Here is a 16157-nt window from a genome sequence, read left to right on the forward strand (position 1 = left end):
CGTGCTGGGTCCGCTGTCCGCGGGGGCACGGGTGCTCGTCACCGGCGCGGGGGTGACCGGCCGGGCGGTATGCAGCGCGCTGGCGCCGCTGGGGGTGGACCTGAGCCTGTGCGACGACAACGCCGCCGCCCTGGGTTCGTTCACCGAGGTCACCACCTTGAGCCCGGCTGCGGCCGCGGCGCGGATCACCGACTACGCCGTGGTGGTCACCAGCCCCGGGTTCGCCCCCGACACACCGGTGCCGGCCGCGGCGGCCCAGGCCGGGGTACCGGTCTGGGGGGATGTCGAACTGGCGTGGCGCCTGGACGCCGCCGGGCACTACGGCCCGCCGCGGCGCTGGCTGGTGGTGACCGGCACCAACGGCAAGACCACCACCACCTCGATGCTGTACGCCATGCTGACCGCCGCCGGCCGAACCGCGCAGTTGTGCGGCAACATCGGCGACCCGGTGCTGGACGTCCTCGGTGAGCCCGCCGAACTGCTGGCCGTCGAGTTGTCCAGCTTCCAGCTGCACTGGGCTCCGTCGGTGCGGCCGGAGGCCGGCGCGGTACTCAACATCGCCGAAGACCACCTGGACTGGCACGGCAGCATGGCCGCCTACACCGCCGACAAGGCGCGCGCGCTGAGCGGCCGGGTGGCAGTGGTCGGGATGGACGACGCGCATGCGGCAGCACTGCTGGGCTCGGTGCCCGCGCCGGTGCAGGTGGGTTTCCGGCTCGGCGAGCCGGCGCCCGGTGAGCTCGGCGTCATCGACGGCATGCTGGTGGACCGGGCATTCGCGGACCGCCTGGTGCTGGCGCCGGTGTCGTCGATCCCGGTGCCCGGGCCGGTCGGGGTGCTCGACGCGCTGGCCGCCGCCGCGCTGGCCCGCGCCGTGGACGTGCCGGCCGAGGCGGTCGCCGATGCGCTGGCGTCGTTCCAGGTCGGGCGGCATCGCGCCGAATTGGTGGTGGTGGCCGACGGTGTCAGCTACGTCGACGACTCCAAGGCCACCAACCCGCATGCCGCCCAGGCGTCGGTGCTGGCCTATCCGCGGGTGGTGTGGGTGGCCGGTGGGTTGCTCAAGGGTGCATCCGTCGATGCCACCGTGGCCGCGGTCGCCGGTCACCTGGCCGGTGCGGTGCTGATCGGCCGTGATCGAGGCGAGGTTGCCAAGGCGTTATCACGACACGCGCCGGATGTCCCCGTCGTCCATGTTGTGACAGGCGAGGATATTGGTATGGGTGATACTGCCGTGTCTCCAGTTACTTGTGTGACACAAGTAGCTGACGGGTCCGACGAGACGTTGAGCTCGCGGGTGATGACGGCCGTGGTTGCCGCAGCCCGTGACTTGGCCCAGCCCGGGGACACCGTGCTGCTGGCCCCGGCGGGTGCCTCCTTCGACCAGTTCTCCGGGTACGGCGCCCGGGGTGATGCGTTCGCGGCCGCCGCGCGTGCGGCGGCAGGATCGGTGTGATCGGCCTGTTGGCCCGGCTGCGGCGGTCTGATCCCGCAGCCGCCGCCACCGACGGGGCCACCGCCGACAAGCCCACCAAATCCGAGCCACGCACCCGCGTCGGGGCCTGGCTGGGCCGGCCGATGACATCGTTTCACCTGATCATCGCCTTGGCCGCCCTGCTGACCACGCTGGGCCTGATCATGGTGCTGTCGGCCTCCGGGGTGGAGTCCTACGGCGTCGACGGCTCGCCGTGGCGGATCTTCGCCAAGCAGGTGCTGTGGACGGTTATCGGGCTCTTCGGCTGCTACGTGGCCCTGCGCATGCCGGTACGGTTCATGCGCCGCACCGCTTTTGCCGGCTACGCGTTCACCATCGTGCTGCTGGTGCTGGTGCTCATCCCCGGCATCGGCACCCTGTCCAACGGTTCCCGGGGCTGGTTCGTCGTCTACGGCTTCTCCATGCAGCCCTCGGAGCTGGCCAAGATCGCCTTCGCCATCTGGGGCGCGCACCTGTTGGCCAGCCGGCGCATGGATCGAGCCACCCTGAGCGAGATGCTGGTCCCGCTGGTGCCGGCGGCCGGGGTCGCACTGGTGCTGATCGTGATCCAGCCCGACCTGGGGCAGACCGTCTCGCTGGGCATCATCCTGCTGGCGTTGCTGTGGTACGCCGGGCTGCCGTTGCGGGTGTTCGGCACGTCGCTGGCCGCGATCGTCGCCGCCGCCGCGATCATGGCCGTCACCGAGGGTTACCGTTCCGACCGGGTGCGGTCGTGGCTCGACCCCGACTCCGATCTGCTGGGCGCCGGCTATCAGGCGCGCCAGGCGAAGTTCGCGCTGGCCAACGGGGGTATCTTCGGCGACGGTCTGGGCCAGGGCACGGCCAAGTGGAACTACCTGCCCAACGCGCACAACGACTTCATCTTCGCGATCATCGGTGAGGAGCTGGGGTTCATCGGCGGGTTCGGGCTGCTGGCGCTGTTCGGGCTGTTCGCCTACACCGGCATGCGTATCGCCCGTCGCTCCGCCGACCCGTTCCTGCGGCTGCTGACGGCCACCACCACCATGTGGGTGATCGGCCAGTCGTTCATCAACGTCGGCTATGTGATCGGGCTGCTGCCGGTCACCGGAATCCAGCTGCCGTTGATCTCTGCCGGCGGAACGTCAACGGCCACAACGCTGTTCATGATCGGCATCATGGCCAATGCGGCGCGCCACGAGCCGGAGGCGGTCGCGGCGCTGCGGGCCGGCCGGGACGACCGGATGAACCGGATTCTGCGGCTGCCGCTGCCCGAGCCCTACGCGCCGACCCGGGTCGAGGCACTGCGCGACCGGCTGCGGTCCCGGCCACAGTCGGAGGGAAAGCAGCGCGGCGGTAAGCGGCCGCCGGCGCGTTCGGCCGGGCAGCGCGGCACCGCCAAGGCGACCAAGCGGGCGGTGCCTCGTGGCGCCGAGCGCGCAGGGCAAAATGGTGGCGGCCGGCGTCGCGTCGGCTCGCGTCCCACCGGTGGACGCGCTCGCGCACTGGAAGGTCAGCGTTAGCGCAGTGAACGACTCGGTCAGCACGCCGGCCTGCGGCGCGCCGATATCGGTGGTCCTGGCCGGCGGTGGTACCGCCGGCCATGTCGAGCCTGCGATGGCCGTCGCCGACGCGTTGCGCACCCTGGACCCCCACGTGCGGATCACCGCCTTGGGCACCGCCCGGGGCCTGGAGACCCGACTGGTGCCGGCGCGCGGCTACGACCTGGAATTGATCACCCCGGTGCCGTTGCCCCGCAAGATCAACGCCGACCTGTTCCGGCTGCCACTGCGGGTGGTGCGTGCCGTGCGGCAGACCCGGGCGCTGCTGCGCGCCGTGCAGGCCGACGTGGTGATCGGATTCGGCGGCTACGTAGCGCTGCCGGCCTACCTGGCCGCCCGCGGCGTAGGCCGCCGCGTGCCGGTGGTGATCCACGAGGCCAACGCCCGTGCCGGGCTGGCCAACCGGGTCGGCGTTCGGGGCGCTCAGCGGGTGCTCTCGGCGGTCGGGGACTGCGGGCTGGCCGATCCGGAGGTGGTCGGGGTGCCGGTTCGGGCGGCCATCACCTCCCTGGACCGCGCGGCACTGCGAGCGGAGGCCCGCGCTGAGTTCGGCTTCGCCGACGATGCCCGGGTGCTGCTGGTGTTCGGCGGCTCGCAAGGCGCCCGCTCGATCAACCAGGCGGTGTCGGGTGCGGCCAAACAACTTGCGGCCGCAGGCGTTTCGGTGCTGCACGCACACGGGCCCAAGAACACCCTGGAATTGCCGAAGCCGGCCGCAGGTGACCCGCCCTACGTCGCGGTGCCGTATCTGGACCGGATGGACCTGGCGTATGCGGCCGCCGACCTGGCGATCTGCCGGTCCGGGGCGATGACGGTCGCCGAGGTCTCGGCAGTGGGCCTGCCGGCGGTCTACGTGCCGCTGCCGATCGGCAACGGCGAACAACGGCTCAACGCGCTGCCGGTGGTCGACGCCGGTGGTGGCCTGCTCGTCGACGATGCTGCGCTCACACCGGAATTCGTGGCCGACACGGTGGCCGGGCTGCTCACCGACGAACCCCGGCTGGCGGCCATGACCACCGCCGCCGCCCGGGCCGGGCACCCCGAGGCCGCTCTGCGGGTGGCTTCCGTCGCGCTGGAAGTCGCGAGCGCAGCGAGGGGCGGCCAGTGAGCGGCATGAGTGCCCAGCAGCTGCCGCCGGAACTGAGCCGGGTGCACATGGTCGGCATCGGGGGAGCAGGCATGTCCGGCATCGCCCGCATCCTGCTGGACCGCGGCGGCCTGGTGTCGGGCTCAGATGCCAAGGAGTCCCGTGGGATTCACGCGCTGCGGGCCCGCGGCGCTCAGGTCCGTATCGGCCACGACGCCTCGGCACTGGACCTGTTGCCCGGCGGGGTCACCACCGTGGTCACCACGCATGCGGCGATCCCCAAGACCAACCCCGAACTCGTCGAGGCGCGCCGGCGCGGCATCCCGGTGGTGCTGCGCCCGGCGGTGCTGGCCAAGCTGATGGCCGGGCGCACCAGCTTGATGATCACCGGCACACACGGCAAGACCACCACCACCTCAATGCTGGTGGTGGCACTGCAGCACTGCGGGCTGGACCCTTCCTTCGCGGTCGGCGGCGAATTGGGCTCTGCCGGTTCGGGAGCCGGAACCAACGCCCACCACGGCAGCGGCCCGCTGTTTGTCGCCGAGGCCGACGAGAGCGACGGCTCACTGTTGGAGTACACGCCGAATGTGGCGGTGGTGACCAACATCGAAGCCGACCACCTGGATTTCTTCGGCAGCGCCGAGGCCTACACCCAGGTGTTCGACGCGTTCGTGGAACGTATCGCGCCGGGTGGGGCCGCGGTGGTGTGTGTCGACGACGCCGGGTCCGCGGAGCTGGCCGATCGTACTGCGGCACAGGGTATCCGGGTGTTGCGCTACGGTACCGCCGGACCTGGGCGAGGTGAGCTTGCCGCAACAATGCTGAGCTGGGAGCAGCACGGCACCGGTGCGGTCGCCGAGATCGCCCTGACCGGCGCGGATCAGCCGCGGACCATGCGACTTTCGGTTCCCGGCCGACACATGGCGCTCAATGCGCTGGGGGCGCTGCTGGCGGCAATCGAGGTCGGCGCGCCACTGGATGCGGTGCTCGACGGTCTGGCCGGGTTCGACGGGGTGCGCCGACGCTTCGAGTTGGTGGGGTCGGGTGGGTCGGTGCGGGTCTTCGACGACTACGCGCACCATCCCACCGAGATCGCCGCGACGCTGCACGCGGTGCGGGCTCTGCTCAACGAGGGTGGCACCGGGCGTAGCCTGGTGGTGTTCCAACCGCATCTGTACTCGCGGACAAAGACTTTCGCCGCTGACTTCGGCCGCGCTCTTGACGGTGCCGACGAGGTGTTCGTGCTCGACGTCTACGGCGCTCGCGAGCAGCCGTTGCCGGGAGTCAGCGGGGCCAGTGTCGTCGAGCACGTGACCGTGCCGGTGCACTATCTGCCGGATTTCGCCGCGGTGCCCGACGCGGTGGCAGCGGCGGCCGGTCCCGGTGACGTGATCGTCACGATGGGTGCCGGCGACGTCACGGTGTTGGGCCCGGAGATCGTGACCGCGCTGCGGGTGCGGGCCAACCGGACGCCGCCCGGCCGCCCGAGCGTGTTGTGAGCACGCCGCCCGAAGACCCAGACGCCGTACCAGAAGAGCCGGCGCCCCAGGGGTCTGCCGAGGAGCAGCAGGCCGACGCCGAGGGCGAGCCGGCGGCGGGGGATGAAGCGGCGGGGGAGCAGGCCGACGAAGAGGGACCGCGGCGGCGGGCTCGACGGGAGCGGGCCGAGCGGCGAGCCGCGCAAGCCCGCGCGGAGGCCATCGAGCAGGCCCGGCGGGAAGCCAAGCGGCGCATCCGCGCGAATGCGGGCGAACCGGCGAAACGTCTTCCGCGGGGCACCATTCGGGGCCTGAAGATGGTGCTGGCCATGATTCTGGCGATGCTGGGCGTCGTCGGCCTGGGGCTGATCCTGTACTTCACCCCGGCGATGTCGGTGCGCGACATCGAGGTCACCGGACTTGCGGCACTGTCCCGCGACGAGGTGGTGGCCGTCGCCGACGTGCAACTGGGGACTCCGCTGTTGCAGATCGACACCGGTGCGGTCGCCGAGCGGGTCGCGACGATCCGGCGGGTGGCCAGCACCCGGGTGCAGCGGCAATACCCGTCGGCGTTGGGAATCGCGGTGATCGAGCGCGTCGCCGTGGTGTTCAAGGACTACCCGGACGGGCCGCACCTGTTCGACCGCGACGGGGTCGACTTCGCGACGGCGCCGCCACCGCCGGGGCTGCCGGTGTTCGACGTCGACAACCCCGGCCCGAGCGACCCGGCCAGCCGCGCGGCGCTGCAGGTGATGACGGCCCTGGCGCCGGAGGTCGCCGGGCAGATCGGTCGGGTGGCTGCCCCGTCGGTCGCATCGATCACGCTGACGTTGGCCGACGGCCGGGTGGTGGTCTGGGGCAACACGGACCGTACCCCCGAAAAGGCGCAGAAGCTGGCGGCGCTGCTCACCCAGCCCGGCCACACCTATGACGTGTCGAGTCCGGATCTGCCGACCGTCCGCTAGCCCGGTAGCCCTGCCTCGGCGCCGAGGCGGAATCTCACGACGCGACACGCGGTGAGGGTGTCGCGAGATTCCGTCCCGGCGGAGATCAGGAGACAGCAGCTATCGGCTCCCGGAAAATTCGCGGGCATGTCTCGGCGCGTCGGCGCCGACCACGGTGACGGCGGCCCTACTGTGGCGGTTGCGCGGAACAACTTGACATAACTCTAAGCCTATGGTTGAGGTTGAGGGTTTGCCAGGGGCTTGCGTGGCAGGACTTGACCCCAGAGAGGAATCCAATCCCACCAGGGAGGAAGACGAACGATGACCCCACCGCACAACTATCTGGCCGTCATCAAAGTCGTGGGTATCGGTGGTGGCGGCGTCAATGCCGTCAACCGGATGATCGAGCAGGGCCTCAAGGGCGTTGAGTTCATCGCGATCAACACCGATGCGCAGGCTCTGCTGATGAGCGACGCCGACGTCAAGCTCGACGTCGGCCGTGACTCCACGCGCGGCCTCGGCGCCGGCGCCGACCCCGAAGTCGGACGGCGCGCCGCCGAAGACGCCAAGGACGAGATCGAGGAGCTGCTGCGCGGCGCCGACATGGTATTCGTCACCGCCGGCGAGGGCGGCGGCACCGGGACAGGTGGTGCCCCGGTGGTCGCGACCATCGCGCGCAAGCTCGGTGCGTTGACCGTCGGCGTGGTCACCCGGCCGTTCTCCTTCGAGGGCAAGCGGCGCAGCAACCAGGCCGAGAACGGCATCAACTCGTTGCGGGAGAGCTGCGACACCCTGATCGTGATCCCCAACGACCGGCTCCTGCAGATGGGCGACGCCGAGGTCTCGCTGATGGACGCGTTCCGCAGCGCCGATGAGGTGCTGCTCAACGGTGTCCAGGGCATCACCGACCTGATCACCACCCCGGGCCTGATCAACGTCGACTTTGCCGACGTCAAGGGCATCATGAGCGGTGCGGGCACCGCTCTGATGGGCATCGGGTCGGCGCGCGGCGACGGCCGGGCCCTCAAGGCCGCCGAGGTGGCGATCAACTCGCCGCTGCTGGAGGCATCGATGGAGGGGGCCCAGGGCGTGCTGATGTCGGTTGCCGGCGGCAGCGACCTGGGCCTGTTCGAGATCAACGAGGCCGCCTCGCTGGTCCAGGAGGCGGCGCACCCCGAGGCCAACATCATCTTCGGCACTGTGATCGACGACTCGCTCGGCGACGAGGTGCGGGTGACGGTGATCGCGGCGGGCTTCGACTCGGTCGGTTCGGGCCGCAAGCCGGTGACCAGCGCGCCCGGCCAGGCTCGGCACGCGATGGCCCCTGGCCAGGCCGGCAAGGTCACCTCTTCGCTGTTCGACCCGGTCGAAGCGGTCAGCATGCCCGCGCCCACCAACGGTGCCACGGTCAGCGTCGGCGGAGGCCGTGACGACGGCGATGACGACGACGACGTCGACGTCCCGCCGTTCATGCGCCACTAGATGGCCTTTCGTGTCCGGCGGGTGACGACCACCCGCACCGGTGGGGTGTCGAAGGCTCCGTTCGACAGTTTCAACCTCGGTGATCACGTCGGCGACGACCCAATAGCGGTGGCGGCCAACAGATCACGGCTGGCCAAGGCCACCGGTCTGGGTCCCGACCGCCTGGTCTGGATGAACCAGGTGCACAGCGACCGCGTCGCGGTGGTAGACGGTCCGCAGGCCGGCGTCGTCGGCGGTGAGCAGGGCGTCGACGCTCTGGTCACCACGGTGCCCCGGCTGGCGATGGTGGTGGTGACCGCCGACTGCGTTCCGGTGCTGATGGCCGATTCGCGTGCCGGGGTGATCGCGGCGGTACACGCCGGCCGGGTCGGCGCCCAGAACGGCGTGGTGGTTCGAACGCTGGAGGCGATGCTGACCGCGGGTGCGCACGCCGGCGACATCTCGGTGCTGCTGGGCCCGGCGGTCAGCGGGCTGCACTACGAGGTGCCGGCGGCGATGGCCGAGGAGGTCGAGGCGGCACTGCCGGGCAGTCGCACCCAGACCTCGGGCGGCACGCCGGGTCTGGATCTGCGCGCCGGAATCGCCCGGCAGCTAACGGGGTTGGGGGTGCAGGCCATCGACGTCGATCCGCGCTGCACGGCCGCCGACCCGAAGCTGTTCAGTCATCGACGGGACGGGCGCACCGGCCGGCTCGCCTCGCTGGTGTGGCTGGAATGAGCCGACGGTCGTTTACGCCGACGCGACCGGTGAAAACGACTGCGTCTGTCCGCGTGTCGGTGCCGAGTCAACGAGCCCGCGGCCGTTACCGTCACCATTACTAGTCACTTCAGTCACACCTTTATCACGGTCATCAGCCTAGAAGGGTCCATAGGATGAGCACACTCCACAAGGTCAAGGCCTACTTCGGGATGGCTCCAATGGAGGACTACGACGACGACTACTACGACGACGGCGACTCGCGCGAGTACGCGCCCCGGGGCGAGCGGTTCTCCGAGGACGTGTTCGACCGAGCGGCCGGCCGCGGGGAGGGTCGCTACGACGACCGCTTCGAGGACCGCGACTACGACGACGCCCCGGGCGGCTACCGGGGCGGCTACGAGGACGAGGGCCGTTACCGCGGCCGCGAATTCGAGCGTCCCCGCGAATTCGAGCGCTCCCGCTTCTCCTCCCTGCGTGGCGGGGGGTCGACCCGCGGCGCCCTGGCCATGGACCCGCGCCGCATGGCGCAGATGTTCGACGAGAGCAGCCCGCTGTCGAAGATCACCACGCTGCGGCCCAAGGACTACAGCGAGGCCCGCACCATCGGTGAGCGGTTCCGCGACGGCACCCCGGTGATCATGGATCTGGTGTCTATGGACAACGCCGACGCCAAGCGGCTCGTCGACTTCGCCGCCGGCCTGGCGTTCGCTCTGCGCGGGTCGTTCGACAAGGTCGCGACCAAGGTCTTCCTGCTCTCGCCGGCCGACGTCGACGTCTCTCCCGAGGAGCGCCGCCGCATCGCCGAGACCGGCTTCTACGCGTATCGGTAGGCTGGTCCACGGCCGTACCGGTCAGCGATGCTGATGCGGACACACCCTCGTCAGTAAGGTCGAATTCCGTTGGCGCTGTTCTTCACCATTCTCGGTGTCGCCCTGTTTCTCTTCTGGCTGCTGCTGATCGCCCGGATCGTCATCGAGTTCATCCGCTCGTTCAGCCGGGACTGGCATCCGACTGGCATCACCGTGGTGATCCTGGAGCTGATCATGAGCATCACCGATCCGCCGGTGTTGCTGCTGCGCCGCCTCATACCTCAGCTCACGATCGGTGCGGTGCGCATCGATCTGTCGATCATGGTGCTGTTACTGATCGCGTTCGTCGGTATGGAGATGGCGCTGCAGCACGCCGCTTGAAAGACACCGCTTGAGAGGCGCCGCCTGCCGGGTCAGACCCGGGTCAGGCGCAGTCGCCAGGCCTCCGGCCCGCGCTCTTCGTAGCCGACCGCGATCCGGCCACCGCTGCGCTCGGCGAGCTGGTGCAACAGTGGAATCGGGTCGTGCGGCGCCACCAGCATCAGCGAACCGCCGACCGGGACGGCATCGAAGGCACCGAACACCGTGGCGTGCCGGATCGCGTGCGGAATCTCGCGCACATCGAGCTCGGGCATCGCCTCGTCCTCTTCACCGCAGGTGCACCCGCCGTGGTCGTGCGCGGCCTGTGCCTGCTGCGACGCCGGCGAGCCGATGCCGGGCAGCTGGCCGGCCAGGTCGGCCAGCGACACCCCGCTGGTCTCGGCCAGGGCGGGCAGCAGCAGGTCGGCGATCTTGCCGAACAACGCCTCCAGCAGCACCCGCAGCGCTTCGGTGTGCGCGGCGATCTGCACCCGGTCGGTGTCGCGGGCGACTCGCGCTGCGGCCTGCTCGATCAGCTGGGTCTCGCCGAGCAGCCCCTCGATCAGCAGCCGAGCCCGCTCGACCCGCACCGACGCGGGGTAGATCAGCTCGACCGCGGCACGCAGTTGCGGCCGTAGGCCGGTCTCGATGAACTCCTGCACCGCACGGTGGGCGTCGTCGAAGGCAGGGCCGGCCGAGCCGATGGCGGTGAACACCGCCGCACCCAGTGCCGCCTGCCGACCGAGCAGCTCGGCGTAGCGGGAGCGCACGTCTTCGACCGCTGTCGAGTCCGCCGCGCTGGTCGCCATGACCACATCGTTGGTTGTCATCCTGGGGTGTCCTTCCGGTTGGTGGTTCCCTGCGGCGGCGCGCCGGCCGGCGGGCGTTCAATAAATACGGCTAACGCTTGTGAATAATACGGCTTCGTCCGCCGCGGTGGCGGGTCGGGTGGAGTGGGCGCCGGGGGCACTTTGCTGCCGCGTCGTCGGCCTATCCCGTGACGACGAGCCGGCCGAATATTGCGCCGGTACGTCGTGAGCCGGCTTGGACGGCGGGTGTGCGCCCTTACCGGCGACGATTCGGTGATCGTCGTCACGGTCGATGTTTGCCACAACGTGATTTCGGTGGCGTCATTTTGAAATTCGCTCTTAATATCATTCTCATTGCCGGGCACCCGCGTCTGATGTGACAGGATGGACGGCAGTTACGACACGGCTAACGTTATTCCCGGTCGACGTACTGTTGTGCGATCGGTACTACCTACCTGACTTGAGGGGGCAGCAGATGCCACTAACACCTGCCGACGTGCACAACGTCGCATTCAGTAAACCGCCGATCGGCAAGCGCGGCTACAACGAGGACGAGGTCGACGCGTTCCTCGACCTGGTGGAGACGGAGCTGACTCGGCTCATCGAGGAGAACGCCGACCTGCGCCAGCGGGTCAGTGAGCTCGACCAGGACCTGGCTGCGGCCCGGGCCGGCGGCGCGGCTCAGCAACAGCAGCAGCCCCCGATCCCGGTCTACGAGCCCGCCCCCGAGCCGGTGGCGCCGCCGTCGGCGCCGGTCGCCGCAGTGGCGCCGCCGTCGGCCTCGGAGCCGTCGACCGATGATCAGCACCTCAAGGCGGCGCGCGTGCTGAGCCTGGCGCAGGACACCGCGGACCGGTTGACGGGCACCGCGCGTGCCGAGTCCGAGAAGCTGATGGCCGACGCCCGCGCCAACGCCGACCAGATCGTCAGCGAGGCCCGCCACACCGCGGAGACCACCGTGGCCGAGGCTCGCCAGCGCGCAGATGCCATGCTGACCGACGCCCAGACCCGCTCGGAGACCCAGTTGCGTCAGGCCCAGGAGAAGGCCGACGCGCTGCAGGCGGACGCAGAGCGCAAGCATTCGGAGATCATGGGCACCATCAACCAGCAGCGCACCGTGTTGGAGGGCCGGCTGGAGCAGCTGCGGACCTTTGAGCGCGAATACCGCACCAGGCTCAAGACCTATCTGGAATCCCAGCTTGAGGAGTTGGGCCAGCGGGGCTCGGCGGCGCCGGTCGACACCAGTGCGGCCGGCGACGGCGGCGGGTTCAACCATTTCAATCGCGGCACCAACTAAGGGCATAAATCAGATCCCCGAGCGGTGATCGCGGGTAGTGTGCTGGTCGGGGAGGTGAATCGATGCTGATCATCGCGTTGGTATTGGCCGCTATCGGACTAGCTGCGTTGGTATTTGCCGTGGTTACCAGTAATGCACTGGTGGCGTGGGTGTGTATCGGCGCGAGCTTGCTGGGTGTGCTGCTGTTGATCGTCGATGCGTTGCGGGAGCGTCGCCGTCAGGCAGCCGGGGTGGCTGCCGGGGCGGTGGCCGCCGGCACTGCCGAAGCGCCCGCAGCCGTCGATGACGACGACGATGTCGACGTTGCCGTTGAGGCCGACGAGGCGGTCGCTGCCGTCGACACCGCCGCCGACGGCACCCCCGGGGCCCTTGATGACGCAGACGCCGCCGACGAGGTCGCCGTTGCGGCGGAGACCTCCGAGGAGGAGGCCGTCCCGGCCACGCTCGGCGAGGCCATCGGTGGGGGCTTCGAAGTCGACTCCGCCGACTAATCCAGCGGCAGGCCCGGCGGGGGCGGGGTGGCCAGTAGGTTACGGACCTCGTCGTCGCTGATCTGGTGAAAATCGCGGTAATGGCGTCCGACGGTGTCGAATGCCGTGGGCGTCGTCGCGCACACCACGTCGTCGGCCTCCTGGGCGAGCTTGCGGCAGGCGGACTGCGGGCCTACCGGCACGGCCACCACGGTCGCGGCGGGTTCGGTTGCCTGCACCGCCCGCACCGCCACCAGCATGCTCGCACCGGTGGCGATGCCGTCGTCGACGATGATCACCACCCGACCGTGCAGCTCGGCGGCGGGCCGTCCGCCCCGATAGGCGACCTCCCGCCGGTGCAACTCGGCCTGTTCGCATTCGATCGCCGAGCGCAGCTCCTCGTCGCTGATCCGCAGGTCGGCGACGACGTCGTTGTTCACCACGACATGTCCGCCGCCGGCCAGTGCGCCCATCGCCAGCTCCGGCCACCTCGGCACGCCTAGCTTGCGGACCATGAACACGTCCAGCGGCGCCCGCAGCGTCGCGGCGACCTCCCAACCGACCGGAACTCCGCCGCGCGCCAGGCCCAGCACGAGGGTGGCGGTGTCTTTCAAATCGGGCAAGTATTCGGACAGGCACTCGGCCAGTCGCCGTCCGGCGTCGCTGCGGTCGAGGAACGCGGGCGCCGACGTGCGGGGGTGCAGGCCAGGTCGAGTCATCTCCCCATCGAGCCTACGTCTGATCGCGACCTCGGCGATTGAGCTCGATCAATCGGTGGTCAGAAGCCGGGCTAGGTGCTGTGCATATCGACAGGCGTGACCAGACGATCGCCGACCCACAGCGTGTCGTAGCCAAGGTCCTCGGCTTCATGACGATCCTTTCGGTGATGCATCAACCACCAATTGGGCGTACGACACCCCTATCCGTTCAGGGTTTGGACCGGCGGTGCTGCGATTCAGGCGGCAGTGGTGGCGCCGAGGGCGAAGTCGAAGTGTCCGACCCCGTGGCGGGCCAGACCCATCACGACCAGGCCCGTTCCTTCCAGCCAGTGCGCCATGTTCAAATCGCCGACGTCGAGCGGGCGCAGATCGAGGGTCTCGATGAACTCCGCCACGGCCGCCTTGGCGCGCGCGTCGTCGCCTGCGATGAAGACGTCGAGCGGCCGGCCCTGGGATAGGACAACGCCGAAGATGGTGTTGAACGCCTTCACCACACTGGCGCTGACTGGGGCCGTCTTGGCGACTTCCTGCGCGATCGAGGTGTCCTCGGGGATGGCCAACCCGTCGGCCGTGGAATTGAAGGGGTTGCTGATATCGACGATGACCTTGCCCGCGAGGGCTTCGCCGTAATGGGCAACGACCGGAACGACATTGGTGTACAACAGGGCTGCGATGACGATGTCTCCGGCCGGGACTGCGCCGAACCTTCCCGTCGTTGTGCGGCCGCTGAGCGCTTTGGCCAGGTCGGCGGCCTTGGTCTGATCGCGGCCGATGATTTCGACGGTGTTGCCGCCTGCTACGGCCAGCTCGCCGATGGCGCGGGCCATGTTCCCGGTGCCGATGATGCTGATGTTGCTCATGATGTGTCCTGTCTTGACTTAGGATGGAAAAGGTTGACGATTCAACCTTAAATCTAATTGGTTGATACGTCAACAAATGCAGGAGGTGTGAGTGCATATGGAACCGAAATGGCTGAGCCCTCGTGAGGACCGCGCCTGGCGGGCGTTCATACACGCGCACCAGAAGCTCGTCGCGCACCTGAATCGGGGCCTACAGGTATCGGGCCTTTCCGGCGCCGACTACGAGATTCTGGCGGTGCTCTCCGGTCACGATGGGGAGCGCATGCCGGCCCACGCGCTGTGCAACATGTTGGACTGGGAGAAAAGTCGTGTCTCCCACCAGGTGCGGCGCATGCAGAAGGACGGTCTGATCAGTCGAGAGCCCAACCCCGATGACGCCCGCAGCACCATGGTCCGGCTGATGCCGGCAGGCCGTGCCGCCATCGAGAAGGCCGCGCCGGGGCACGTGGCGGACGTCCGCCGGAACTTCGTCGACCTGCTCACCCCGGCTGAGCTCGGCATGCTGGCCGCCCTCAGCGAACGAATCCTGCACCGTCTGGCTGAAGATGACGACGCCCTCGCCGAAGACGAGCCGTCATAGCCGGTACGGCCATAGATGATGGGGCGGTGGAACCGTCAGCGCGGACTCGCGCCCAGCGGTGTCGCCGGTGGTTTCCGCGGTGGTCAGCCGGATCGTGCTGCCATAGGGCAACTCGGTGGACTCGGCGGCGACCCGCGGCAGGTGCGCCGCCATCCCGTTCTCGATCGTGTCGCCGTCGAAGTGCACATAGTGGTCGAACCACGTTCCGGACAGATCAGTCGGTGCGGGGGTGCGCGGGTAGTTAGCGTGATTGGGTTGTGGCCCAAGCGCTCGGCGAATACCGGACCCGAGTGCGATCGCGACACACGAGCCTCGATTTTTCGTAGGACTTGATGTGGGCCGGGTCTGGTGCTGGATTGTGTTGTCCGGTGGTGGTTTTGCGTGGTGGGCGTGGCCGGTCGGCCCGTGTCGCCGGGTTGGGCGGGCGTCCTTTGGGGCCGTTGGCCTTTCGTCGTCGATGGGGCTGGTGAGGTCAGCCGGTTAGGTGAAGGCTGAGCGGATGCGTTGCCAGGCGGTGGCGATGGCGCTGGCCCAACGCCAGGTGGTGTCGATGCGCAGTCGCAGTTGGCGGGCTGAGCGGGTGATGCGGGCTGCGACGTGCAGGACTCGGTAGCGGAATGTGGCGATTTCGGCGCGGGCCAGGCCGGGTTGGTCGCCGAAGCCGATGAGTTTGGCCCAGGTGACCAGGTCAGCGGCGGCCAGCGCGACTTCTAGCCAGGCGGCATTGGCCCAAAAAGAGTGGCACGGCAGGTTGCGTAGCCCGGTGGCTTTGAGTTCACGGATGCGGTCTTCGACGCGGGCGTGCTGACGGTGCCGCAACTCCAGACCGGCGACTTGGCCGGCGATGGCGCCGGGTTCGGTGTCGGTGATGAACGCGGTGACGCGCATGCCGTCGGCGTCGGTGAACCGCAACTGCGCTCCCGGGTGGGGTCGTTCTTTGCGCAGGATCAGCCGGGTTCCCGGTGGCCAGGAGGCAAGGTTGACCAGGTCGGTGGCTTCGGCGACCCAGGCGCCCTCACGGATGCCACCAGCGGTGTCGATCGCCGGGTACCAGCAATCACCAAGGTTGAGGGTGTCCACGGCGTCTTGCACCCGCGCATCAACGGGGTAGCCGAAGGAAAACCCCACTGCCGCGGCTCGGCAGGCATCAGCGAAGCCGTGGGTGGCTCCGGCGGTGTCACTGCGGATCAGGACCCGGGGTGTGCTCGCCTCGCTGGGATGGGCAGGGTCAGGTCGCCACCGCGCGGGCAGCGCTGCCAAGGCCCGGTCCAGCAAGATGATGTGGTCAGAGGCGGTGTTGGAGCCGGCGTTGCCGTTGCGCAGCATCCCGGCCAGGGCTTCCCCGCCGGAGATCTCGGGGCGGTCCAAAAACGCCAGCAGCGGGTGATAGCCGAACGTCTTCTTCCAGGTGCAGGCGGCGCCGACCTTGTTGTCGGAGTGGTCCAGGGTCAGCGTGGCATCGACGTCGATGTGCAGCCAGCCCTCGCTGCCAGGCGCGGCGCCGGCCTGCCACACCGCGGCCCGCGCGCTGGCCCTCGCCGCCCA

Annotated in this window: 16 protein-coding genes and 1 pseudogene; 12 read left to right on the top strand and 5 right to left on the bottom strand. The window is 69.2% G+C overall.

Annotation, left to right across the window (positions count from 1 at the left end; translation table 11 throughout):
* The first annotated feature begins 1 nt into the window (after position 1).
* The 9 genes and pseudogenes from murD to K6T84_RS12725 all read left to right on the top strand — a co-directional run bounded on the left by murD (position 2) and on the right by K6T84_RS12725 (position 9898).
* Positions 2-1456, top strand: coding sequence for a UDP-N-acetylmuramoyl-L-alanine--D-glutamate ligase (gene murD, locus K6T84_RS12685; RefSeq protein WP_225401847.1), 1455 nt, complete (start codon positions 2-4; stop codon positions 1454-1456).
* Positions 1453-2973: pseudogene (gene ftsW, locus K6T84_RS12690) on the top strand (putative lipid II flippase FtsW); the annotation flags it as partial. The gene murD and the pseudogene ftsW, both read left to right, overlap by 4 nt.
* Positions 2974-2980: 7 nt before the next feature.
* Positions 2981-4123: an undecaprenyldiphospho-muramoylpentapeptide beta-N-acetylglucosaminyltransferase gene (gene murG, locus K6T84_RS12695; protein ID WP_225401848.1), complete on the top strand. Its 1143-nt coding sequence runs from the start codon at positions 2981-2983 to the stop codon at positions 4121-4123.
* A gap of 5 nt (positions 4124-4128) precedes the next feature.
* On the top strand, positions 4129-5604 hold the full coding sequence (gene murC / locus K6T84_RS12700; RefSeq protein WP_224865755.1) for a UDP-N-acetylmuramate--L-alanine ligase: 1476 nt from the start codon (positions 4129-4131) through the stop codon (positions 5602-5604).
* Positions 5601-6548, top strand: coding sequence for a cell division protein FtsQ/DivIB (locus K6T84_RS12705; protein WP_224865431.1), 948 nt, complete (start codon positions 5601-5603; stop codon positions 6546-6548). Before murC ends, K6T84_RS12705 begins: the two co-directional genes overlap by 4 nt.
* Before the next feature lie 300 nt (positions 6549-6848).
* Positions 6849-8009 (top strand): cell division protein FtsZ, encoded by a 1161-nt coding sequence (gene ftsZ, locus K6T84_RS12710; protein ID WP_224865432.1) that lies wholly within the window; start codon positions 6849-6851, stop codon positions 8007-8009.
* Positions 8010-8726, top strand: a complete 717-nt coding sequence (gene pgeF / locus K6T84_RS12715; RefSeq protein ID WP_329786686.1) for a peptidoglycan editing factor PgeF — start codon at positions 8010-8012, stop codon at positions 8724-8726. It begins immediately after the preceding gene.
* 155 nt (positions 8727-8881) lie between these two features.
* Positions 8882-9538, top strand: coding sequence for a cell division protein SepF (locus K6T84_RS12720; protein WP_225401851.1), 657 nt, complete (start codon positions 8882-8884; stop codon positions 9536-9538).
* Between the two features lie 69 nt (positions 9539-9607).
* Positions 9608-9898, top strand: coding sequence for a YggT family protein (locus K6T84_RS12725; RefSeq protein ID WP_224865435.1), 291 nt, complete (start codon positions 9608-9610; stop codon positions 9896-9898).
* Positions 9899-9930: 32 nt separating this feature from the next.
* On the opposite strand, the gene K6T84_RS12730 is transcribed toward K6T84_RS12725, so the two are convergent.
* Positions 9931-10707, bottom strand: coding sequence for a DUF2249 domain-containing protein (locus K6T84_RS12730; protein WP_225401852.1), 777 nt, complete (start codon positions 10705-10707; stop codon positions 9931-9933).
* Between the two features lie 454 nt (positions 10708-11161).
* On the opposite strand from K6T84_RS12730, the gene wag31 reads away from it, so the two are divergent.
* Both wag31 and K6T84_RS12740 read left to right on the top strand, forming a co-directional pair.
* On the top strand, positions 11162-11983 hold the full coding sequence (wag31, locus tag K6T84_RS12735) for a DivIVA-like cell division protein Wag31 (protein ID WP_224865437.1): 822 nt from the start codon (positions 11162-11164) through the stop codon (positions 11981-11983).
* Between the two features lie 62 nt (positions 11984-12045).
* Entirely contained in the window at positions 12046-12474 is a 429-nt protein-coding gene (locus K6T84_RS12740; protein WP_225401853.1) for a hypothetical protein, read from the top strand.
* Here K6T84_RS12740 and K6T84_RS12745 read toward each other — a convergent pair.
* Together K6T84_RS12745 and K6T84_RS12750 are read right to left on the bottom strand one after the other, a co-directional pair.
* Positions 12471-13172 carry a phosphoribosyltransferase gene (locus K6T84_RS12745; protein WP_225401854.1) on the bottom strand — a complete coding sequence of 234 codons (702 nt, stop codon included), beginning with the start codon at positions 13170-13172 and terminating at the stop codon, positions 12471-12473. The genes K6T84_RS12740 and K6T84_RS12745 overlap by 4 nt on opposite strands.
* A gap of 236 nt (positions 13173-13408) precedes the next feature.
* Positions 13409-14032, bottom strand: coding sequence for an NADPH-dependent F420 reductase (locus K6T84_RS12750; RefSeq protein ID WP_225401855.1), 624 nt, complete (start codon positions 14030-14032; stop codon positions 13409-13411).
* Between the two features lie 97 nt (positions 14033-14129).
* Between K6T84_RS12750 and K6T84_RS12755 the strand changes: the two genes are divergently transcribed.
* Entirely contained in the window at positions 14130-14612 is a 483-nt protein-coding gene (locus tag K6T84_RS12755) for a MarR family winged helix-turn-helix transcriptional regulator (RefSeq protein WP_225401998.1), read from the top strand.
* On the opposite strand, the gene K6T84_RS12760 is transcribed toward K6T84_RS12755, so the two are convergent.
* Both K6T84_RS12760 and K6T84_RS12765 read right to left on the bottom strand, forming a co-directional pair.
* Positions 14607-14798: a hypothetical protein gene (locus K6T84_RS12760; RefSeq protein WP_224865441.1), complete on the bottom strand. Its 192-nt coding sequence runs from the start codon at positions 14796-14798 to the stop codon at positions 14607-14609. The genes K6T84_RS12755 and K6T84_RS12760 overlap by 6 nt on opposite strands.
* A 294-nt stretch (positions 14799-15092) precedes the next feature.
* The coding region (locus tag K6T84_RS12765; protein WP_329786687.1) for an IS1380 family transposase at positions 15093-16157 on the bottom strand (1065 nt) is incomplete at its 5' end.

The organism is Mycobacterium zoologicum (assembly GCF_020181635.2).
GTDB classification, from domain to species: Bacteria; Actinomycetota; Actinomycetes; order Mycobacteriales; family Mycobacteriaceae; genus Mycobacterium; species Mycobacterium zoologicum.

Bases quoted from the DNA above. Each gene is read 5' to 3' on its own strand.
- wag31 (WP_224865437.1), top strand. From the start codon at position 11,162: ATGCCACTAACACCTGCCGACGTGCACAACGTCGCATTCAGTAAACCG.
- ftsZ (WP_224865432.1), top strand. From the start codon at position 6,849: ATGACCCCACCGCACAACTATCTGGCCGTCATCAAAGTCGTGGGTATC.
- K6T84_RS12740 (WP_225401853.1), top strand. From the start codon at position 12,046: ATGCTGATCATCGCGTTGGTATTGGCCGCTATCGGACTAGCTGCGTTG.
- murC (WP_224865755.1), top strand. From the start codon at position 4,129: ATGAGTGCCCAGCAGCTGCCGCCGGAACTGAGCCGGGTGCACATGGTC.
- pgeF (WP_329786686.1), top strand. From the start codon at position 8,010: ATGGCCTTTCGTGTCCGGCGGGTGACGACCACCCGCACCGGTGGGGTG.
- K6T84_RS12755 (WP_225401998.1), top strand. From the start codon at position 14,130: ATGGAACCGAAATGGCTGAGCCCTCGTGAGGACCGCGCCTGGCGGGCG.
- K6T84_RS12745 (WP_225401854.1), bottom strand. From the start codon at position 13,172: ATGACTCGACCTGGCCTGCACCCCCGCACGTCGGCGCCCGCGTTCCTC.
- K6T84_RS12720 (WP_225401851.1), top strand. From the start codon at position 8,882: ATGAGCACACTCCACAAGGTCAAGGCCTACTTCGGGATGGCTCCAATG.
- K6T84_RS12730 (WP_225401852.1), bottom strand. From the start codon at position 10,707: ATGACAACCAACGATGTGGTCATGGCGACCAGCGCGGCGGACTCGACA.
- K6T84_RS12750 (WP_225401855.1), bottom strand. From the start codon at position 14,032: ATGAGCAACATCAGCATCATCGGCACCGGGAACATGGCCCGCGCCATC.